This window comes from Paenibacillus sp. FSL H7-0756 (assembly GCF_038006765.1).
Lineage (GTDB): Bacteria > Bacillota > Bacilli > Paenibacillales > Paenibacillaceae > Paenibacillus_AQ.
Genome location: NZ_JBBOVT010000001.1, coordinates 3,185,339 through 3,206,059 on the forward strand (window position 1 = coordinate 3,185,339; position 20,721 = coordinate 3,206,059).

Genomic DNA, 20,721 nt, shown 5'->3' on the forward strand with positions numbered 1-20,721 from the left:
CGCGCCGGATCTCCCGGATGCCGCATCAGGTTGTCTGCTGTAGGGTATGTCCGAAATCTCCGGCCCGAATAATCCATTCGTCCAACAAAGCCACAAAAAGGGCAAGGGTTACCCCTTCACCGCTCCCGCTGTAAGTCCGCTAACAATGTACTTTTGACAGAAGATATAGAGGATTAGCACGGGAAGGGAAGTTAACACCAGGTCTGCGAAGATCAGATTCCAGTCCCGGCTGTACTTGCCGTAGAAATTGTACACCGAGAGCGGCATCGTCCAGTCCGAGCTGTCCGTCAGGAAGTAGAGCGGAATGGTAATGTCGTTCCAGACAGACATGAAGACCATAATCGCTACGGTGGCGTTCACCGGAACGATCAGCGGGGTCACGATCTTGAAGAACACATCGAATGTGTTCGCCCCCTCCAGAAAAGCGACCTCATCCAGCGCCTTCGGAATAGACCGGATGAATCCGCTGTACAGAAACACGCTGAACGCTGTGTTAAGCGAGGCGTAGATCAGAATGACGCTGGTGATGCTGCCGTAGAAGCCCATCCACTGCACGACACGGATCGTGGTGATGGTGGACATCGGCGCGATCAGACCCATGAAGAAGAACATGTACAGGAAATTCGACCACTTGGTCTCGCGGCGTACGAGAATGAAGGAGGCCGCTGACGAGGTGAAGATGTTCAGGATGGACGAGACGCCGGTAATCAGCATCCCGTTCAGGAACGCCCGTCCCAGACCGCCTTCCTTGAAAACGGTCGTATAGTTGGAGAATTTCCACTCCTCCGGGAGCCGCAGCGAGAACTTCAGCACCTCGGAGCTGGTCATGAAGCTGCCGAACAGCATAATCAGCAGCGGCAGGATGATCAGCAGCGAGGCCAGAATCAGGAAGCCTTCAACCAGATAGTTGCGCCAAGCCATTTTACGGGAAAAGCTCATTATTCCGATACCTCCTTACGCCGCATGAAGATCAGCAGTGGAATGGCGATGACCGTTACGGCTGCGAACAGCAGGGTGTTGACGGCAGTGCCCAGCCCCCAGCTGCCTTCACCGAAGGAGCGGAGGATGATCGTGCCGACCACCTGGGAGGCATTGCCCGGCCCCCCGCCGGTGAGCACGAAGACCTCGGAGAATACCTTGAGGCCGCCGATCAACGTCAGCATCAGATTGATGTTAATCGCAGGGAGCAGCAGCGGAATCGTGATGCTGCGGAAGCTGCGCCAGGAGCCTGCCCCGTCGATGGTTGCGGCTTCATAATATTCCTTGGAGATCGACTGGAGCCCGGCCAAATAGATGGCCATCTGGAAGCCGGTATGCTGCCAGATGGACACAAATGCCACGGTCCAGATGACCAGCGCCGGATTGGTCAGCCAGGCCTGGCTCAGCGAAGGCAGTCCCACTGCTTCGAAGATGCGGTTAATCGTCCCGTCGGAGCGCAGCATCGGCGTGAACACAATGCTAATAACCAAAACGCTCAGGATCGACGGAGAGTAAAAAATCGCCCGCAGCAGGTTTTTGGATTTTAGCTTCATGTTCAAGCCGACCGCCAGCGCGATTCCGAGCAGGTTTTTGCCTAAGACGGTAACGATGGCGAAGATCGCTGTGTTTTTCATCGCAAGCAATAGGGTTCTATCCGTGAAAATCCGCTCAAAGTTGTCCCAGCCGATGAACTTGATCGCTTCCCGGTCCAGCCGCCAGTCCGTGAAGGAATAGAAGAGTCCGATCAGCGCCGGCAGCACGAAGAAGATAGAATAGATCAGCAGTGCAGGCCAAATCAGGTAATATGAGTACAGCTTCTTGGTTACATTCATTTCTTCACACTCCTATATAGCCCAGGACAGAATAAAGCCCGAGCGGACTTTATTCTGCCTGCGGTATGGTAATCAGATTGAATAGTGGATTAGAAGCCTTCCACGCCTTTATCCTTCATCAGCTGGCTGAATTTCTCGTCCCAGGCCTTGAGCACACCCTTGGCGTCCAGGCCGCCGGCGAATTCATCCTGAAGCAGACGGTACAGCTCGCTGCGGTCCACGATCATGTAGGCATCGGTGGTCAGCGTAGTCTTTTTAGGCGTAATATATTGATCGACAATCTCTTGCTTGTAGTCCGGGAGCTTCGGTGTCGTCACATCGCTGAAGTTGGAGACGGAGCCCTGACTGTCGACCATTTTCTGGGCAACCTCTTTGCTGGCGAGGAACTCCAGGAATTTCTTCGCTTCATCCATATGTTTGGCTTTCTTAGGGATGAACAGCTGGCCGCCCAGCGGGCTGGCACCGAGATTTGCGTCTTCAGAAGACGGGATGGCGAACAGGCCCAGATGCACATTCGGATCCTTCTCGGCCACATTTACAATAAGCCAGTCGCCCATGAACATCATCGCCGTTTCCTTGTTCAGGAATTTGCCTACCGCCATATCGTAGCTGTCGCTGAGAATGTCGGTGTTGGTGTAGCCTTTCTTGTAGACCTCATACTGCTGATCGAGGAAGGTAGCGAACTCGGGAACATCGGACCACTTCTTGCGGCCGGCATTAATGTCCTCGAACAGGGACGGCTCATTCTTGGCAGCCCAGTCGGCAAAAGCAGCCGCCGGCCAGATATTCGCCGCCCAGTTATCCTTGAACGGCATGAAGACCGGCGTAATGCCGCTGGCCTTGATTTTCTCGCAGACGGCCAGGAATTCTTCGTAATTCTTTGGAATCTCAAGCCCCAGATCTTTGAAAATATCCTTGTTGTAGACGACGCCTTGCATCCCGGTATCCTGGCTGTAATGGAAGCTGTAGACATGATCGTAAGCCGAGAGCACATCCTTATTCAGCAGGCGGCTTACCCAAGGCTCGTTATCGAGAATCTCGAAATTGCGCTCCAGATTCAGGTCCGTAGTCGCACTGGCGAGATTGTATTGAATCAGATCGGGCACCTCGTCAACGGCCAGCTTGGTCTGCAGTACGGTGGCGGTCTGCTCTGCCGGAAGCAGCTGCAGATTCACTTTGATATTGGTTTTCTGTTCGAACTCATCTAGCACATCCTGGGCTACGAACGCCGAATCCTGCGAGCTTTTGGAGATGGCCAGCTCAATGGTTACCTTTTTGCCGGTGCTGCTGCCGCCGCTGTTACCGCTCCCGCTGTCCGTTGCCGCAGCATTACCCTTGCCTGAATTGTCAGAGCCGCACGCCGCCAGCGTTAAGGTCATGATTCCAGCGAGCAGGCCTGTTGCGATTTTCTTCATTCGCTTACTCATGTGATCGCCCCCGTAGTGAATTTTCTGTGAACTGAATCCGTTTACATTGCCCATTATAGAATGAGGACAGCGCAAGGTACATGTTTGTACTTGACACTTTCTGTGTAATATTCTGAACTCCGGGACGGCTTGTCATTTCGCCCGATTGGTTGTAAAGTAGGCAGCATCCTAAGGTTCAGGGGGGCTTTAGCTTGGCTACTTTTTACGAGAGACTACGCAAGGGCAGGGTTCAGGCCAGTCTGCAAACGAAGTTCTTCTTCACCTTCATGCTGCTCCTGCTGATTGTGCTGGGCTGCTTCCTGGTCTACGTGAATTATATGGTGATCCAGCCGCTCAAGGACAAGACAGAGAACGAAATGAAGCTGGCGGCTGTCCAGGTCAGCGATCAGCTGAACCTCTATATCAATAACCAGAACCAGCTCTCCCAGCGGATTCTGTCGAACAAAGAGGTATTCACCCTCCTGTCCGCAGGTGATTACTCACAGCTTACCCTTGAAGGGCTGACCCGCAGCCGCAGGCTGAAGGACATCATGTTCCAGGCACTCGGACCGAGTCTGAACATTGAGGATATGATGATCTACGATCTGACCGGGGAGCGGGTGGCCTCTTATATCGGATATGCGGATAGCCCGGCGTCGCTAAGGCCGTTCCTGGAAGAGAGCAGCCAGCTGCCGACCTGGAATGCAAGCGGTTACGCTTTGTACCGGCAGGGGGCGGATGCCATCTCTTTTGTGCGGGCGATCAGGAACCAGAATGGTCAGGTGTTCGGCTATCTGGCGGTGCAGCTCGACCAGCGGTACTTGAACAGATCTGCTGCGGGACTGGCGGGCGGCAAGGTCTATATTATGGATCAGGACCAGCGGCTGGTCTCCAGTTCTCCGGCACTGCGGGAAGGGGAGAAGGTCCCCGAATTCGCAGCGTCTCCCTCTGAATCTGCAGCAGCTAACGGAATCTATCTGAGCAGCGGCCAGAACTATGTGGCTTACCACCGCTCTGCCGAGACAGGCTGGACCACTTATGTGGTGAATCCCAGGAATGTGGTGCTGGGCCCGGTCAATTCGGTGAAATACATCTCTATTCTGCTGATTACCGCGCTGATTCTGTTCTCGTTCATCTTCATCTACTTCTCGACCCGGAACCTGCTGCTTCCGATCCGTAAGCTGCGCAGCCAGATTCTGCGGATGAACTACAGCAACCTGAATATGAAGGCGGGCCCGCGTACCCACAACAATGAGCTGATTCAACTGAATAGCGCTTTTCAGGAGCTGCTGGAGCGGTTACAGGAATCTATCGAACGGGAAAAGCTTGCGCTGCACGAAGAAGTGAAGTCGCGGAATTCCGCCTTGCAGGCTCAGATCGCGCCCCATTTTATCCACAATGTCCTGTATCTGATCAGTATTGCCGCCCAGGAAGGGAAGAATAGCGTGGTGACCGAAATGTGCAAGCATCTCTCGGACAGCCTGCGTTATATTGTGTCCTCCCCTTATCAGCATGTGGCGTTGACGGAGGAGCTGAAGCATACCCGGCATTATTTGTCCCTGATTCAGCATAATTTCGAGGACGATCTGGAGTGGGAGATTGACGGGGACGGAGGGCTTGAGCGGATTGAGCTGCCCCGGCTGGTGATCCAGCCGTTCGTGGAGAATTGTATCGAGCATGCTTTCAAGAATACGGACCCTCCTTGGAGGATTGAGGTGCGGGTGAAGGTGTATAACGGCCTGTGGGCCATCGAAATCCGGGATAACGGAGAAGGCTTCGCTCCGGGCAGGATCAGGGACATTCTGGATAACATTGAGAGCTCCGATTCCGGGGTTAACGAGCTTAGGCATGATACCTCAGGGATTGGCAATATGGGGATTGTGAATACGGTGAACCGGCTGAAGCTGATGTACAGGAACCGGCTGTTCTTCAACATCTACAACCACTTGGGCGGCGAAAAGGGTGCCACGGTCCAGATTATCGCATCTATGAGTAAAGACTTCTACTAGAACCGGGGGAGGAACAGCTATGTATACCGCTATCATTGCAGAGGACAGTAAGCCGATTCTGCGGAATATCGAGGCTCTTATGCAGTCCATGGAGCTGCCAGTCCGCATCGCTGCCACTGCACCGAACGGGCTGGATGCCCTGGAATACATCAAGGCTAACCCGGTGGACATCCTGCTGACCGATATCCGTATGCCTAAGCTGGACGGACTTGCGCTGATCGGGGAGTGCAGGCTGGTGAATCCGGCGCTCAAGGCGGTGCTGATCAGCGGGTACAGCGATTTCGAGTATACGCGTAAGGCGCTGAATCTGCAGGTGTTCGATTATCTGCTGAAGCCCGTGGAGCGGCAGCAGCTTGCTGAAGTGATGCAGCGGCTGGTCGCCCATCTGCAGGAGCAGGAGGGCAGCAGAACAGGATTACCGGAGGGATTGCTCTCACCTGGGCAGCAGAGGTCTAAGAGCAGCGAGGAGCTGTTCCGGCAGCTGGAGCAATATTTGCAGGAGCAGCTCTACGCTCCGCTCTCCATTACGGAAGTCGCGCTTAAGTTCCACGTAAGCCCTTCCTATGTCAGCCGGATCTTCAAGCGGTACTCGCACCAGACCTTTGTGCATTACAGCATGCGGCTGAAGATAGCCGAAGCCTGCCGGCTGATCACGCTCAGGCCGGAGATGAAGGTGAAGGAGCTGTCGGAGCTGCTGTCCTTCGGCGACCAGCACTATTTCTCCAAGGTATTCAAGGAGTATACGGGCGTAAGCCCTACGGAGTATAGGGGAGGGGAACGGTGACGGTAGCGACCGCCTGAAAGCTTTCAACTGGAAAGCTCGCATCGGCAGGATGACTATGTTCTGGATCAGTCATAGGAATGACTTCGCTGATTTCACTGAACACATGTACAGCGCATGGTCATCTGGGCCAAATGTGGTCGAAAAACCGACTACATTTGGTGCGGCAGAGACGAGTGGGCCGGATAAGGTCGAAAAACCGACTACATTTGGTGCGGCAGAGACGAGTGGGCCGGATAAGGTCGAAAAACCGACTACATTCGGTGCGGTAGAGACGAGTGGGCCGGATAAGGTCGAAAAACCGACTACATTCGGTGCGGTAGAGACGTGCGAGCCGGATAAGGTCGAAAAACCGACCACAATGGGGATGCCATAGGCATTTTGTTCCTGAGACGGTAGCGCTGAGGATAGGCGCTGCCGTTTTTATTTGCCGTATTTTCCCGGCGGGATGCCCGTGATGTTCTTGAAGGTGCGGATGAAGTTGGCATAATCATTGAAGCCGGACAGGTAGCAGGTATCGGACACGGAGTTGCCGGCGGACAGGAGCTGTTTGGATAACGCAATCTTTTTGAGCAGGACATAGCGGTAGATGGTGCCTCCGGTCTGCTGCTTGAACAGATGGCTGAGATAATATTTATCCAGATTCAGCTCCCCGGCGATGTGATCCAGCGACAGATTCAGGTGCAGGTGGTTGTCGATATAGCTCATCGCAGATTGAATATGGGAGGAGATAATGCTGGGAACGGCGGCACGGGTGCGGCTGTATAGCTCGTTGATCAGCACCAGAATTTGAATGAGATACGTCAGGGCAAGCACCTCGCTGCCGTACTGCTTACGCTCCAAGGCTGCAATCAGCTGGGAGGAGAGGGCGGTATACTCCGAGAGCAGCGGCTCCTCCATCCGGGCCAGGTTATTCTCCCCGGGCTGGCGGTTCTGGAAGCAGGCCAGCAGATTCGTAGTCGCCGTACAGAACGGATAGACCAGTGGTGCTTTGAAATGAATGGTCAGCCGCTCATAAGGCTCGGGGGAGCGGTTGATGATTTTATGAATCTCATGATTGTTGAATAACAGAACGTCGCCGCGCTCCAGCGGATAGCTGTACTGGTCCACGAAGCCGTTCACGCTGCCGCCCAGGAACAGGAAAATTTCATAGTGGTCATGGATATGGAAATCCCTCGTCGGAGAGATCGGAGAATTGCCGATACCGGCCAAAATGTCGCCGTCGAACGTTTCGTAATACCGGGCATGCTTCAATAGTCACAGCCCCTTTCTTGTTGATCACAACATACGCAATAAATCATCATTATTCGCAAAGACATTGCAATAATACCACAATACACTAGAGAAGAAGAATACCTGAGAGGGTGGAACTAGGGATGAGTGGGATAGAACAGCGTAAATACTGGCTGGATACGATGCTGCAGATTGGAACACCGGTTCTGGAGGCGCTCGCTGCACGGAAACTGAAAGAGCGGTTACCTGCGGAGTTTCATAGCGGGCGCAGCCAGTTTGCGCATTTGGAAGCTTTTGCGAGGCTGGCCTGCGGGATGGCTCCCTGGCTGGAGCTTCAAGGGCTTGAGGGTGAAGAAGAGTGCTTAAGAGCCCGTTATGCCGGGCTGATGCTGGAAGCGATTGATGCGGCGGTTGATCCGCAGTCGCCTGACTATATGGAATTCAAGACCGAAGGCCAGCCGCTGGTCGATGCGGCATTTCTGGCCCATGCGCTGGTGCGTGCACCGAAAGCGGTTACAGCCCGGCTGGACGCACGGGTCAAAGGTAATCTGATTGTGGCGCTGAAGCAGACGCGGCGGACCACTCCCAGCGGCAGCAACTGGCTGCTGTTCAGTGCGATGGTGGAAGCAGCCTTATATCTGCTGGGCGACCCGGATTATGACCGGATGCGGGTGGGTTATGCGGTCCACATGTTCATGGACTGGTACAAGGGTGACGGAGTCTATGGAGACGGGAAGGAGTTCCACTGGGATTACTACAACAGTTTTGTTATTCAGCCGATGCTGTTGGATGTTGTTACCCTTTTTGAACAGGAGAATGAGGAGTATGCCCGGCTTAGACCCTTGGTCCTGCAGCGGGCGCAGAGATATGCATCCGTGCTGGAGCGCAGCATCGCTCCGGACGGGACGTATCCGTTCCTCGGGCGTTCGATTGTCTACCGGTTCGGGGCATTTCAGCTGCTGTCGCAGGCGGCGCTCCAGGATTTCTTGGAAGACTCGCTGCCTCCGGCCCAGGTGCGCTGCGCTTTGACCGCAGTTATTAGCCGGATTATGCAATACCCGGGCACGCTGGATGAGAACGGCTGGCTGCAGCCGGGGATCTACGGCTATCAGCCGGAGCTGGCCGAGAGCTACATTAATACGGGCAGTCTGTATCTGTGCGCTGCTGTTTTTCTGCCGCTGGGCCTGCCTCCTGCTGACTCCTTCTGGTCGGGCGGGGACATGAAATGGACGGCACGGAGAATCGCAGACGGCGAGAACGTGATGCGGGACCATGCTTTGGAATAAGGGATAGAGACAGACTGAATAAGAGAGGAAGCTCAGGCATGAACATACAGGAACTTAAGACAATCGTAGAGAACATGAAGCCGGCAGATCTCAGCCTATATTATCCGCGGGGGGATTCGGCTGCTTTTTGGAGTGAGGCGGCATCTTCTGAAGTGCTGCAGGCCGGTATCAGTGAGATTCGTGCAGAAGCTCAGCGGCTGGAAGGGCAGCCAATACCGCTGTTGCCGTATAGTTTGTTTACCCTTTTCCGGCAGACGGGGTCGAGACTGGAATATGAGCGGCCTTATTTTGAACGGAGAAGAAGGCTGAATACGTATGTGTTCCTTAGTCTGCTGGAGCCGGAGAACGAAGCAGCGCTGGAGCAGCTTACAAATATTCTATGGGCGATCTGCGATGAGTACACGTGGTGTGTTCCCGCTCATCTTCCTGAGAAGCATGATGCTGCTGAGATCAACAGGCATATCGATCTGTTCTCCTCCGAGACAGGCTTTACCTTAAGCGAATGTCTGCTGCTGCTCGGGGAACGTCTCCCGCTGCTGCTCCGCTCCCGGATACGCAGTGAGGTGGAGCATAGAATCTTTCAGCCGTTCCTCGCGCATGGCCCTTATTTCTGGGAGACCTCCACTCACAATTGGGCGGCGGTCTGTGCGGGTTCTGTAGGTGCAGCTGCACTGCTCCTTGTGAAGGACAAGGATAGGCTGGCGGAGATTCTACTGAAGACAGAGAGCAGCATGAATTATTATCTGCAGGGCTTTGGGGAAGACGGGGCCTGCCAGGAGGGGCTGGGCTACTGGAATTACGGGTTCGGCTATTTCACTTATTACAGTGATTTGCTCCGTTCAAGAAGCGGAGGCAAGCTGGACTGGTTCAACCACGAGAAGGTGGCACAGATCGCCCGCTTCCAGCAGCAATGCTTCATTGACGGCAGCTATGTAGCCAATTTCTCCGACTCCGTCCCCCGGGTACGGGTGCATATGGGACTCTCCCATTATCTGGCGGACGTCTATCCCGATGTCCTGCGCCCGCCGTCTGCGCTGCGCGCCCCGTTCACGGAGGATCACTGCAGCCGTTTCGCTCCGGCGCTGCGCAATCTGATCTGGACAAGGGCCGGGAAGGAAAAGGAGTCCTGGGAGGCAGGCAGCAGCTATCTTCCTGATGCCGCTTGGCTCGTATCGCGGCATGTCTGCGCTGCGGGCGAGTTCGGCTTCGCCGCCAAGGGCGGCCATAACGACGAGCCGCATAACCATAATGACCTGGGCCAATTTATTCTGAGCGGCCGGGGGGAGATTGTCGCGGCCGATCTGGGCAGCGGAGAGTATACGGCGGACTATTTCGGGACCGGCCGTTACGGCTATGACTGCAACGGGTCGCAGGGACATAGCGTGCCGATTATTGACGGCCAGTTCCAGGGAGCTGGACGGGAGTTCCAGGCTACGGTGCTGCATGCATCGGCTGCAAAGGCGAAGGATGAGCTGACGCTGGAGCTGGCCCGGGCGTACCCGGTAGCCGGACTGCAATCCCTGGTCCGTTCGCTGGTCTGGCATAAGGAGGAGCTGCCCCGTCTGGAGCTGACAGATACTTACCGGTATGACGGAGCTCCGGCAAGCTGGACGGAACGGTTCGTAACGTGGCGCAGACCGGAGCTGCTAGGTCCAGGGTGCGTATTACTCCCGGGAGCTGCTGAAGGGAACGGTGTTCAGGTAACCTATGATCCGCAGATCGTCCGGCCGGAGATTACCGCACATGTGTACCAGAACCATTATGGCCAGGACACGGTGTGGCATAGTCTGGACTTCCAGGTTCTCCAGCCCGGGTCAGAGGGCGTATTGGTGTTTACTTTTGAGTTTATATAAGACGCACGGCACGGGTACAACATTCACATAAAGGCGGGATTCAAATGAACAGAACCATAGATCAGACCTGGGTCGATGAGGCTTGGAGTAAGGCGCTGGAGAAGACGAGAACGAACAGTATCAGCATCGGGGCGGAGTTCCCGCATGCCAGTCAAGGCGGCAAGTATGTGCTGGAAGTGCCGAGCTGGTGGACTGCCGGCTTCTGGCCGGGCCTGCTCTGGCAGCTCTACGCCGGGAGCGGCGATGAGAGTCTGAAAGCGGTAGCCGAGCGCTGCGAGGAGCGGCTAGATGAGGTGCTGGACGGCTATGTGAAGCTGGACCATGACCTTGGCTTCATGTGGCTGCTGACCAGCGTCGCCAATTACAAGCTGACAGGCAGAGAAGAATCACGGGTCCGCGGACTGAAGGCCGCCAACTATCTGGCCGCCCGTTTCAACCTCAAGGGCCGTTACATCCGGGCCTGGAATCCCTGGAGGGAAGGCGAGGACAACAGCGGGGTCGCCATTATCGACTGCAGCATGAACACCAGCCTGCTGTTCTGGGCCTCAGAAGTCACCGGAGATCCGCGTTACCGGCATATTGCGGAGGCACATATGGATACAGTGCTGGAGCATTTTATCCGGCCGGACGGCTCCGTCTATCATATTGTCAACTTTAACCCGGAGACGGGCGAAGTGGCAGAGAAGCTGGGCGGACAGGGCTATGCGCCGGAATCGGCCTGGTCGCGCGGCGCGGCTTGGGCATTATACGGGCTGGCGCTGGCCTATCATCATACCGGCAAGCTGAGCTACCTGCATGCGTCCAAGCAGGTTGCGCATTTCTTCCTGACCCGGCTGCCGGAGGATCAGGTGCCGCAGTGGGATTTCCGTGCTCCCGGTGATGTTGGGGAGATCCGCGATACTTCTGCCGGTTCCTGCGCGGCAAGCGGTCTGTTGCTGCTGGCCGGGCTGGTGGAGGAATCAGAGGCTCATGTCTACCGGAACGGGGCGCTTAGAATTACGGAATCTCTCTACCGCAATTATGGAACTTGGGACAATCCCGGCGAACAGGGGCTGCTGCTTCACGGCACCAGCAATTATCCTGAGGACCGGAACATCGATGTGCCGCTGATCTACGGAGATTTCTTCTATGTTGAGACACTGGCCCGGATCAAGGGAGCAGGCCCGTTCTATTGGGAGTAGGAGGAGTATGACAATGACGAACAATAACATGACTCCGGTAATTGGAAATCCGGGAACAGGCGGCCAGGCGACAGGCAATCTGGCAATTCAGAGCAATCCGCTAAAGACTCGGGAAGACCTGCTGGCTGCCCTTGACCAGCTGACAGAGCCGCTTCGGCCGCTCTATAGCAGAGGCAGCGCCAGACTTGAGATCGGGATTACGGGAGCGAGCTATCCGGCAGCCACCGCCGGAATGGAGGGCTTCTCCCGGGTACTCTGGGGAATGATTCCGCTGCTCGCCGGAGGCGGGGAAAGTAGGCTATGGGCCACTGTACTGGACGGCATCCGTCACGGCACCGATCCGGCACATGAGGAGTATTGGGGCGATGTAAGGGACTATGATCAGCGGCTGGTCGAGATGGCCGCCTTCGGCTTCGCGCTGGCGGCTGTGCCGGAGCAGATCTGGGCGCCGCTTGCTCCGCAGGAGCAGGAGCATCTATACAACTGGCTGAACCAGATCAATTCCCGCCCATGCTACGACTGTAACTGGCTGTTCTTCAATGTGCTGGTGAATGTCGGCTTCCGCTCGGTAGGAAGGCCTTATGATGTTGTGCAGCTGGAGAGGAACCTGACGCGGATGGATGCGTTCTATCTGGGGGAAGGCTGGTACAGCGACGGCGTTAACGGACACTGTGATTATTACGGGCCCTTCGCCATCCATTACTATTCGCTGCTGTATGCGAAGCTGATGGAACGGGAAGACCCGGAGCGTTCCCGTTTGTTCAAAGAACGCGCCCGGCTGTTCGCCGCTGAATTCATCGGCTGGTTCGCCCCGGACGGCGCTGCGCTTCCCTACGGCCGCAGTCTGGCTTACCGGTTCGCCCAGTCTGCATTCTGGAGCGCCCTGGCGTATGCAGAGGTGGAGGGCTTCCCTGCCGGAGTGGTCAAAGGTATCATCCTGCGTAATCTGCGCTGGTGGTTCCGCCAGCCCATCTTCGATGCGGCGGGTGTGCTGACCATCGGATACACCTATCCGAATCTGGTCATGGCAGAGAATTATAATGCTCCCGGTTCGCCCTACTGGGCGCTGAAGACGTTCCTGCCGCTTGCCCTCGGCGCGGAGCATCCGTTCTGGAGCGAACCGGAGCTGCCGCTGCCGGAGCTTCCGGCGGTAAGTGTGCAGCAACCGCCGCATCTTGTCCTGGTCCGCGAACCGGCTTCCGGTCATATGGCCGCCTTCAACAGCGGGCATCTATCTACCAATGAGCATACGCATACCTCAGCCAAATACGAGAAATTCGTCTATTCCACCGGCTTCGGCTTCAGCGTGCCCCGCGCGGAATGGGGATTAGCGCAAGGAGCTTATGACTCCATGCTGGCACTCAGCGAAAGCGGGGACAATCTGTACCGGGTACGGCGCCGGAACCGGGAGACGGAGATCATAGACAATGTGCTGCGGTCTGTCTGGCAGCCGTGGGCAGACGTTGAAGTGCGCACCTGGGTGGTGGCGGGACTACCCTGGCATATCCGCATCCACCGGATTGAGACGGGCCGGGCGCTGGATGTTGCCGAGGGAGGCTTCGCGCTGGGACAGGAGACGGAGCTTGTGCAGCAACTGGACGAGTTGAAGGCGGCGGCAGCGACTCCATGGGGCACAAGCGCCATCCAAGGGCTAAAGGGTTATACGAAGGCTCAGCTAATCTCGCCGAATGCCAACACGAACCTGCTTCATCCCCGGACAGTGCTGCCTACCTTGACGGCATCACTGGAGCCTGGAGTTCACTGGCTGGCCTCGGCTGTGTACGGCGACCCTTCGGCGATTACGCCAATGGGAGGGGGACTCACTCCCGGTCAATTTCTGGAGCAGGCCCCTGACGTCTTGCTGAAGGTCAAGTTCGCCGTAGAGCGTATTACGGTGGTCACCTCTGGCGGAACAGAGCTCAGCATTCCGGTGCAATAGCACAACATCGGTTTCATAGCGCCATCACGCAAGCAGGCCAGCAGCTTCTCCAATTGGAGAGGCTGCTGGCCTTTCAAGGCTAACGGACAAAAATGTATGTTAAAAAACCGATCACAATTGGACTGAGAGCGGCGCGTGGGCCAAATGTAATCGAAAAACCGATCACAATTGGACTGGGAGCGGCGCGTGGGCCAAATGTAATCGAAAAACCGATCACAATTGGACTGGGAGCGGCGTGTGGACCGAATGTAATCGAAAAACCGATCACAATTGGACTGAGTGCGTAATCCAACCTCAACCCAAACAAACCCGCCACAAGCCTCTGCACCCGTGTGAATTATCCGGTGCAAAGAGTGGACCGACTGTACTCACAATTCCCTCACTCCGTATTGCTGCGGAACTGATTGGGCGTGAGACCTTTATACTTTTTGAACACCTGATAGAAATATTTCGTATCATTATACCCGGACTGCAGCGCAATATCCTCGATCCGCATTCCGGGATCTTTGAATAGCTGGCAGGCATGCTCGATGCGGACCTTGTGCAGATAATCGATGAAGCTGATCTTAAGCTGCTGCTTGAACAGCAGGCTTAAATATCCGGGGGTAATATAGATCTCCCTGGCGACGATCTCGCGGTTGATATCCTTCATGAAGTGCTCCCCGATATAGCTCTTGGCCGCTTCGAGCAGCTTGTTGCTGTTCTTCTTGGACGTCAGATGCTCACTGACCCGCTGGGCCGTCTCCAGCAGCGACTGGAACAAGTTATCCAGACTGGAGCGGGACAGGACATGGATCAGCTCGGTCAGATTTTGCCCAAAGACTTTATTTACATTGACATTGTTCTCAATACATAATTTATACAGGGCGAAGAACAGGGCGAAGCTTGACTTAATCACCTGGTCCCTGGAGACTGTCTCGGGCTGCAGGGCTACATTGAAAAGCGTGAGCTTATCGGCAATGTCCCCGGGAGAACCGCCGCGTACCGCCTTCAGCACCTCCTGCTCCTCATGCAGGGGATAGGAGGATTGAGAGGACTCGGCATCGAATTCTCCGCTGTACTCCACGATTTTGGCAATGCCGGTGTAGTTGGTGGTATTCAGGGCCTGGCAGGCCTCCACGAAGGAGTGGCGCAGATGCTCAATATTCTTGTCGATACTTCCGATCCCGGCGGATACAGTGAACTTCAAGAAGCTGGCGATATTCTCCTGAATAATCCGGATATAACCGCTTAATTCCTCCTGATCCGGCAGCTCGTCCATATTGAGGATTAGCACAATGTCGTCCTGATGCTCGAAGGCAACACATAGCACTGTCTCCGGCAGCGACTCCTCGCAAATATTCTTCAGCCCGTACTTCAGCAGCTCCGTATCCTCATGCATATACTTCTCATGCAGCAGCTGGAAATTGTCGATCCGCAGCAGAATGATGCCATACAGAAGATAGGGGAAAACCAGCTGGTTCATCTTCAGATTAACCAGCAGCCTGGAATACGAGGGACTCTCGGTGAGAATGAGCTGGCTTAACGTCTTCTCCTTCAGCAGGGGCAGACTCTCCCGGAAGCCTTGCCGCAGATGCTCAAGCGAAGTAATCTCCAGCTTCTCCGACTGAATCTGCTCCGTGATGGCCAGAACAGTGCTCAGAATCTCCTGCCGGCGGCTCGGCTTCAGCAGATAATTGCTGACCCCGGATCTTATGGCTTGCTGGGCATAGGCGAAATCATCGTATCCGCTCATGATGACCGATTTGACGCTGGGGTATTTCTCAGAGACAACCTTGATTAACTCCAGTCCGTCCATTTGCGGCATCCGGATATCCGTTAGCATGATATCGACGGCATAGGTATCCAGAAGTTCAAGTGCCTCCAGGCCGTCTCTGGCTTCGCCTGCAATATGGATGCCGTGCGACTGCCAGTCAATCAGGGTGGTGATGCCTACCCGTGCGCGCTCCTCATCATCCACAATAATCATATTATACAAGGGACCATCCCCTCCGATTTGTATTTGTATTGTCTATCCGCCCGGCTGTGTCTATTCTTGCAAGTCATTTACGATCACCGGTACTACGATCTCCACACGCGTGCCCTCTCCGGGAACACTGGTATAGTTCAAGGCATAGTCACCTTTATAAAAATGCTTCAGCCGTGCCTGTACATTCTGCACCGCATAGCCGCCGACATCCCGGGCAGTGTACACATCTGTCTCGTCAGGCATGGCAAGAATCTTTTGCAGCGTCTCGCTGCTCATCCCGCCCCCGTTATCCTCAATCACGAACCTCAGCTGATCTCCGGTACGCTGTCCGCTGATGCTTACCCGTCCGCCGCCGCGCTTGCGTTCAATGCCGTGGATCAGCGCGTTCTCAATGAACGGCTGCAGGCTGAGCTTCAGGATGACATAGGTGTACAGCTCCTCAGGAATGTCGATCACATACTCGAGAGATTCCTGGAACCGCATCTTCTGGAGCGACAGATACAGCTCAATCAGCTCTTTTTCCTTGGCTACGCTGGTGAAGCTCTTGCCCTGGTTCAGACTTAAGCGGAACAGCCGGGAGAGGTTGATGACCATCTCACTGATCTTGTCCTGTCCTGCCGCCTCCGCTTCCCAGAAGATCGTGTCGAGCATGTTGTAGAGAAAATGGGGGTTAATCTGGGATTGCAGCGCCTTCAGCTCCGCTTCCTGCTCCTTCATCTTCAGCAGATAGGCATCGTCCACAAGCGCCTTGATGTTGCCGACCATATTATTGTAGCCCCGGCTGAGCTGGCCGATCTCATCCCAATATTTGATCTCCACCTTCTCGTCGAACTGCCCGTTCTGGAAGCGCCGCATGGACAGCAGCAGCGTCTTGATCGGCGCTGTCAGGAAGGAGGAGAAGAACATGAGCAGAGGGATACTAAGCACCAGGCTGGCTAATACCATAACGAGCACTGCGGATTTGATGGAATTCAGCTCCCCGGTCAGCGAAGAGAGCGGAACACTGTACAGAGTGATCCAGCCATCCTGGTTGATGTTGTAATTCAGCAGCGTATCCTTGCCCTCCAGGCTGACGATAGTGTTGCCGGAGCGGATACCGGCCTTGGCCTGCTTCATCACGAACTTTGCGGCTTCGGGACTGTAGGTCTCTTTGCCTGCCGACAACAGCTGTGTGCCCTGTTCACTCAGAATGAGGATGCCGTGATCCTTGTCATACAGATTCGTCAGATAGGTTCGGCGGATGGTCTCCAGATTAATGCCGACGAACACGAAGCCGATCCGGTTCCCGTTCACAATATCACGGATAATCCGGGTCATGCCGAGCTTGTCATTGCGGTTGCTCTGAATGAATACATTGTTCTCTTCTGTCAGCGGGAACCAGTAGGAGGCACCGTTTAAGGCAACGGTCTGTTTATAAGTATCATTTGAGGTAATTTTGCTCAGACTATACGCACCGCTGCTGTCATCGGTGGCAACCTGAAACAGCGGCTCGGACAGGCTGCCGTAGAGAGCCAGATAATCGAAGCTTCCGGTTACCAGCATCTGGTTCATGATCGACGCGGTGGGTCCGTTATAGAGCTGGTTCTCAATCTTCGCCGAATCCGAAGTATTGCTCCGCAGCGTGTCCTGAACGACTGGAGCGAGGCTGAATACCGTGACCCAGTCGGCTAACGTCTTTTGCATACGGGCGAGATTACTGTCAATCTGCTTGAGCACACTCTGGTTGGAATTGCTCACCTTATTGATAATCTGCTGCTTGGAGATCTTATAGGAGTAAGCGCCCAGCGTGCAGGCCACCCCGGTGATCAGCAGGAAGATCAGAATGGTTATCTTGTATCGCAGGTTCATATTCAAGTAGTAGCGCAGCACAGGATCACTAACCTTTTTGTTTTTTATCTTATGCGCAATGCCGAATATACACAAGGGAGCTGACAAACGAAGTCGACAATTTTCAACATTACTCTCTTTTTCTCTACTGACCCTGACTCTGATGCTCTGGTACGATGTGTTCAGAAACAAAGAAAGCAACCCACGATCCATAACAAATAGGGGGAATTGACATGGTTATGAATTCAAAATCCACACGTAATATACTGCTGGTTACGGCCCTTGCGGCAGTCGCGGTGCTTAGCGCATGCGGAGGCGGCAATGACAAGAACAATAATGCAGGCAGCAGCACGAACGGCGGTACAACAGGCTCTGCGGACAAGGAAGTGACGCTGCGTCTGTTCTCGAATCTTCCCGACCGTAAATCCGGCCAGGGGCTGGCAGAGCAAATGGTAATCGACAACTATATCAAAGCGAATCCCAATGTCAAGATCGATATCGAGACCCTGGCCGAGGAGCCGTTCAAAAACAAGCTAAAGGCGTACATGGCCTCCAACGAAGCGCTGGATGTGACCATGGTTCACGGCGGAGCAGAGCTGAATACGCTGGTACAAGCCGGCTACGTGAAAGAGCTGGACCCTAAGGAATACGAAGGCGATACTTTTAAATTCCTGCCGGGCGTGTACAAATCATTCACCTTCAATGATAAGCTGTATGGCTTGCCCCGCAACAGTGACTATGAAGTGATCTATTATAACAAAAAGCTGTTCGATGACAACGGCATCAAGATTCCTACCACCTACGCCGAGTTGCTGGAAGCGGGCAAGCAGTTCCGCGCCAAAGGCATTGAGCCGATGTCGATGAACGGTAAGGACCTGTGGAGCTTCGCAGCCTTCTTCCAGGACCTTGTCGTACGCCTCACCGGCGATCAGAACCTGATGCTGGATGCGGTAGCGAAGAAGAAGAATTTCACTGGTGATGAGAATTTCACCAAAGCTGCTGAGCTGCTGGCCCAGGCCAGAGACACCAAGCTGTTCCAGGAATCGTTCATGACAGCGGACTACGGCGCATCCCAGAACCTGTTCACGCAAGGCCGGGCTGCCATGTGGTACATGGGCTCTTGGGAAGCAGGGATGGCAACGAATGACAAGCTGCCGGAAGACTTCCGCAACAATGTGAATGTACTGAAATTCCCGGTTGTCGAAGGCGGCAAAGGCAAGGATACCGATCTTCTGGCCTGGAACGGCGGCGGATATTCACTGGTGAGCAGCTCGAAGCATCCTGAAGAAGCCAAGAAGTTCTTCGACTATATGATGTCCGCCGATCAATGGGCCAAGATTGTATGGGATACCGGAGCAGCTGTACCGGCACAGAAATATGAGCTTACCGGCAAAGAGAGCGAGCTGCAGAAGCAACTGACTGAGGTTCTGACAGGGGCTACCAGCACAGCGGGTTCTATCGCCCTCGACTCGGGTACACCTAAGTTCAAGGATGATGCACAGAATGCCTTCGGCAAGTTCTTCGCCGGCGGAACAACACCTGAGCAGCTGCTGGCCGATCTTCAAAAGGCTGCGGAAACACAATAACAGATCACAAACACAGATAACAGATCACCACTATAGAGAGTGAAAGGAGACGGGGCGGGAAGCAATCTTGCCCCTCTCTAATCTTAAGGATGGAGTTGGAGTTCCATGCAAAAAGTATTTAACAACAAAATGGCAATCTTTCTGTTCGTCTTTCCGGGGATTCTCCTATTCGCCCTGACCTTTCTCGTGCCGATCGTACTCAGCGCGTATTACTCGTTCAGAGACACCCTGTCTCCGGGTACGCCCTCGGCATTCATCGGATTCGCCAACTATACGCAGCTGCTGCTCCACGATTCACGGTTCTGGCTGGCACTTAGAAATGCCGTACTGCTTGGTTTGGGCTTTATCCTGATCCAACATCCGATTGCCATCTTTTTTGCCATTATGCTGGACCGCCTGGGCGGTAAGGCAGAGAAGTGGTTCAGAACGATTTTCTTCATCCCATGTGTCATTTCTGTAGTCGTTATTTCAAAGATGTGGCTGTCCCTGCTGGACCCTACCTTCGGCGCCTTCAACAAAATGCTCGATTCCCTGGGGCTTGGAATGCTAAAGCATGCCTGGCTGGGGGATAGCAGCACCGCGCTGATCTCCATGCTGTTCATTCTGATCTGGGCCGGCTTCGGCTGGGGATTGCTGTTCTATTATGCAGGACTCAAAGGCATTCCCGATGATTTGTATGAAGCCGCTTCACTGGACGGAGCCTCCGGCTTCCGATTACACTGGCGGATTACAGTTCCGCTGCTGTCACCGGTTATTACGGTGCAGATTACTTTGGCTATGATTACCGCCTTGAAACAGATGGAAACCGTGTTCCTGACCACCAACGGCGGTCCCGGCGATTCCACCCAATTCCTGGCCGTGTATCTCTATAACAAGGCGTTCTCGGCCAGCCAATATGGTTATGCCAACGCCATCTCGATTCTGTTTATCATTGTCTGCCTGCTTGCCACCTATATCAGCAACAAACTGACCCGCAGTGATGCGACGGAATTCTAAGGAGGAATCACCATGACAAAAAGCACAAAAACCATACTATGGGTGTTCTTCCTGATCGTCGCCCTGGTCCAGCTGTTTCCGCTCATCTGGCTGATTGATTTCTCATTCTTAAGCAGCAATGAGTTTTACTCCTCCAGCGTCCTGAAATGGCCGAGTGATCCCCAGTGGCAGAACTATATCAATGCATGGGTGGACGGTAAATTCCTGCGCTACTTCATTAACAGTACCTTCGTTACCTCGGTAACCATTCTGTTAACAGTGATTCTGTCCCTTACGCTGGGCTATGCCTTTACCCGTATGCAGTGGAAGCTGCGCCCCATCTTCTTCACCATTATCCTGCTGGGGATTATGATTCCGATTCATGCGACCCTCCTGCCTAACTTTGCGATCTTCAAGGCGCTGGGCTTGACGAATTCCTATCTGGGGCTGATTCTGCCATACACCGCAGTGTCTGTACCGCTGGGAACCTTCATCCTGACAGGCTTCATGCGGAGCATTCCAAAAGCAATGGAAGAGTCCGCTGTAGTTGACGGCGCGAATATTTACCGGATTGTCTTCCAGATCATTGCACCGCTTACCGCGCCTGCACTGGTTACGGTCATTGTTACAACGTTCCTGAACTGCTGGAATGAATTCATTATGGCATCGACCTTCCTCAGTAAAGATGCGCTGAAGACGCTGCCCTTCTCGGTCATGAACTTCGCCGGCCAGTATTCTTCAGACTACGGCTCACAATTTGCGGTCATGGTGCTGACATCGATCCCGGCCATTGTCATCTACGCCATTTTCAATGAACAGATTACCAAGGGCGTGACAGCGGGTGCGGTAAAAGGCTAAACTCAAA

At 54.5% G+C, this 20,721-nt stretch carries 16 protein-coding genes; 10 read left to right on the forward strand and 6 right to left on the reverse strand.

The window, feature by feature from the left end; genetic code table 11:
• Positions 1-108: 108 nt before the first annotated feature.
• The 3 genes from NST04_RS13845 to NST04_RS13855 form a co-directional block, all read right to left on the reverse strand.
• Positions 109-939 (reverse strand): carbohydrate ABC transporter permease, encoded by an 831-nt coding sequence (locus NST04_RS13845; protein ID WP_341184716.1) that lies wholly within the window; start codon positions 937-939, stop codon positions 109-111.
• Positions 939-1,811: a carbohydrate ABC transporter permease gene (locus NST04_RS13850; RefSeq protein WP_341184717.1), complete on the reverse strand. Its 873-nt coding sequence runs from the start codon at positions 1,809-1,811 to the stop codon at positions 939-941. The genes NST04_RS13845 and NST04_RS13850 overlap by 1 nt, the downstream gene beginning before the upstream one ends.
• 89 nt (positions 1,812-1,900) lie before the next feature.
• Positions 1,901-3,238: an ABC transporter substrate-binding protein gene (locus NST04_RS13855; protein ID WP_341184718.1), complete on the reverse strand. Its 1,338-nt coding sequence runs from the start codon at positions 3,236-3,238 to the stop codon at positions 1,901-1,903.
• A gap of 191 nt (positions 3,239-3,429) precedes the next feature.
• Here NST04_RS13855 and NST04_RS13860 point away from each other — a divergent pair, with 191 nt between their 5' ends.
• From NST04_RS13860 to NST04_RS13870, 3 genes are read left to right on the forward strand one after another with little or no spacing between them, the layout of a single operon-like run.
• Positions 3,430-5,226 carry a sensor histidine kinase gene (locus tag NST04_RS13860; RefSeq protein ID WP_341184719.1) on the forward strand — a complete coding sequence of 599 codons (1,797 nt, stop codon included), beginning with the start codon at positions 3,430-3,432 and terminating at the stop codon, positions 5,224-5,226.
• Positions 5,227-5,245: 19 nt separating this feature from the next.
• Entirely contained in the window at positions 5,246-6,010 is a 765-nt protein-coding gene (locus NST04_RS13865; protein WP_341184720.1) for a response regulator transcription factor, read from the forward strand.
• Between the two features lie 55 nt (positions 6,011-6,065).
• Positions 6,066-6,383: a hypothetical protein gene (locus tag NST04_RS13870; protein WP_341184721.1), complete on the forward strand. Its 318-nt coding sequence runs from the start codon at positions 6,066-6,068 to the stop codon at positions 6,381-6,383.
• Positions 6,384-6,430: 47 nt separating this feature from the next.
• On the opposite strand, the gene NST04_RS13875 is transcribed toward NST04_RS13870, so the two are convergent.
• A complete protein-coding gene (locus NST04_RS13875) occupies positions 6,431-7,261 on the reverse strand; it encodes a helix-turn-helix domain-containing protein (protein WP_341184722.1) in 831 nt (276 codons plus the stop codon).
• 122 nt (positions 7,262-7,383) lie between these two features.
• On the opposite strand from NST04_RS13875, the gene NST04_RS13880 reads away from it, so the two are divergent.
• From NST04_RS13880 to NST04_RS13895, 4 genes are read left to right on the forward strand one after another with little or no spacing between them, the layout of a single operon-like run.
• A complete protein-coding gene (locus tag NST04_RS13880; protein WP_341184723.1) occupies positions 7,384-8,526 on the forward strand; it encodes a DUF2264 domain-containing protein in 1,143 nt (380 codons plus the stop codon).
• A gap of 38 nt (positions 8,527-8,564) precedes the next feature.
• A complete protein-coding gene (locus tag NST04_RS13885; RefSeq protein ID WP_341184724.1) occupies positions 8,565-10,379 on the forward strand; it encodes a hypothetical protein in 1,815 nt (604 codons plus the stop codon).
• Between the two features lie 44 nt (positions 10,380-10,423).
• On the forward strand, positions 10,424-11,560 hold the full coding sequence (locus NST04_RS13890) for a glycoside hydrolase family 88 protein (protein ID WP_341184725.1): 1,137 nt from the start codon (positions 10,424-10,426) through the stop codon (positions 11,558-11,560).
• Positions 11,561-11,588: 28 nt separating this feature from the next.
• On the forward strand, positions 11,589-13,499 hold the full coding sequence (locus NST04_RS13895) for a DUF2264 domain-containing protein (protein ID WP_341185246.1): 1,911 nt from the start codon (positions 11,589-11,591) through the stop codon (positions 13,497-13,499).
• Positions 13,500-13,878: 379 nt separating this feature from the next.
• On the opposite strand, the gene NST04_RS13900 is transcribed toward NST04_RS13895, so the two are convergent.
• On the reverse strand, positions 13,879-15,468 hold the full coding sequence (locus tag NST04_RS13900) for a response regulator (RefSeq protein WP_341185247.1): 1,590 nt from the start codon (positions 15,466-15,468) through the stop codon (positions 13,879-13,881).
• A gap of 60 nt (positions 15,469-15,528) precedes the next feature.
• A complete protein-coding gene (locus NST04_RS13905; protein WP_341185248.1) occupies positions 15,529-17,316 on the reverse strand; it encodes a sensor histidine kinase in 1,788 nt (595 codons plus the stop codon).
• A 212-nt stretch (positions 17,317-17,528) separates the two neighbouring features.
• Here NST04_RS13905 and NST04_RS13910 point away from each other — a divergent pair, with 212 nt between their 5' ends.
• The 3 genes from NST04_RS13910 to NST04_RS13920 all read left to right on the forward strand — a co-directional run bounded on the left by NST04_RS13910 (position 17,529) and on the right by NST04_RS13920 (position 20,714).
• A complete protein-coding gene (locus tag NST04_RS13910) occupies positions 17,529-18,881 on the forward strand; it encodes an ABC transporter substrate-binding protein (protein WP_341184726.1) in 1,353 nt (450 codons plus the stop codon).
• Between the two features lie 129 nt (positions 18,882-19,010).
• Positions 19,011-19,877, forward strand: a complete 867-nt coding sequence (locus NST04_RS13915; RefSeq protein ID WP_341184727.1) for a carbohydrate ABC transporter permease — start codon at positions 19,011-19,013, stop codon at positions 19,875-19,877.
• 12 nt (positions 19,878-19,889) lie between these two features.
• Positions 19,890-20,714 (forward strand): carbohydrate ABC transporter permease, encoded by an 825-nt coding sequence (locus tag NST04_RS13920; protein ID WP_341017918.1) that lies wholly within the window; start codon positions 19,890-19,892, stop codon positions 20,712-20,714.
• Positions 20,715-20,721: the final 7 nt, after the last annotated feature.

Bases quoted from the DNA above. Each gene is read 5' to 3' on its own strand.
- NST04_RS13850 (WP_341184717.1), bottom strand. From the start codon at position 1,811: ATGAATGTAACCAAGAAGCTGTACTCATATTACCTGATTTGGCCTGCA.
- NST04_RS13865 (WP_341184720.1), top strand. From the start codon at position 5,246: ATGTATACCGCTATCATTGCAGAGGACAGTAAGCCGATTCTGCGGAAT.
- NST04_RS13855 (WP_341184718.1), bottom strand. From the start codon at position 3,238: ATGAGTAAGCGAATGAAGAAAATCGCAACAGGCCTGCTCGCTGGAATC.
- NST04_RS13885 (WP_341184724.1), top strand. From the start codon at position 8,565: ATGAACATACAGGAACTTAAGACAATCGTAGAGAACATGAAGCCGGCA.
- NST04_RS13905 (WP_341185248.1), bottom strand. From the start codon at position 17,316: ATGAACCTGCGATACAAGATAACCATTCTGATCTTCCTGCTGATCACC.
- NST04_RS13845 (WP_341184716.1), bottom strand. From the start codon at position 939: ATGAGCTTTTCCCGTAAAATGGCTTGGCGCAACTATCTGGTTGAAGGC.
- NST04_RS13920 (WP_341017918.1), top strand. From the start codon at position 19,890: ATGACAAAAAGCACAAAAACCATACTATGGGTGTTCTTCCTGATCGTC.
- NST04_RS13895 (WP_341185246.1), top strand. From the start codon at position 11,589: ATGACTCCGGTAATTGGAAATCCGGGAACAGGCGGCCAGGCGACAGGC.
- NST04_RS13900 (WP_341185247.1), bottom strand. From the start codon at position 15,468: ATGATTATTGTGGATGATGAGGAGCGCGCACGGGTAGGCATCACCACC.
- NST04_RS13880 (WP_341184723.1), top strand. From the start codon at position 7,384: ATGAGTGGGATAGAACAGCGTAAATACTGGCTGGATACGATGCTGCAG.
- NST04_RS13910 (WP_341184726.1), top strand. From the start codon at position 17,529: ATGGTTATGAATTCAAAATCCACACGTAATATACTGCTGGTTACGGCC.
- NST04_RS13870 (WP_341184721.1), top strand. From the start codon at position 6,066: ATGTTCTGGATCAGTCATAGGAATGACTTCGCTGATTTCACTGAACAC.
- NST04_RS13915 (WP_341184727.1), top strand. From the start codon at position 19,011: ATGGCAATCTTTCTGTTCGTCTTTCCGGGGATTCTCCTATTCGCCCTG.
- NST04_RS13890 (WP_341184725.1), top strand. From the start codon at position 10,424: ATGAACAGAACCATAGATCAGACCTGGGTCGATGAGGCTTGGAGTAAG.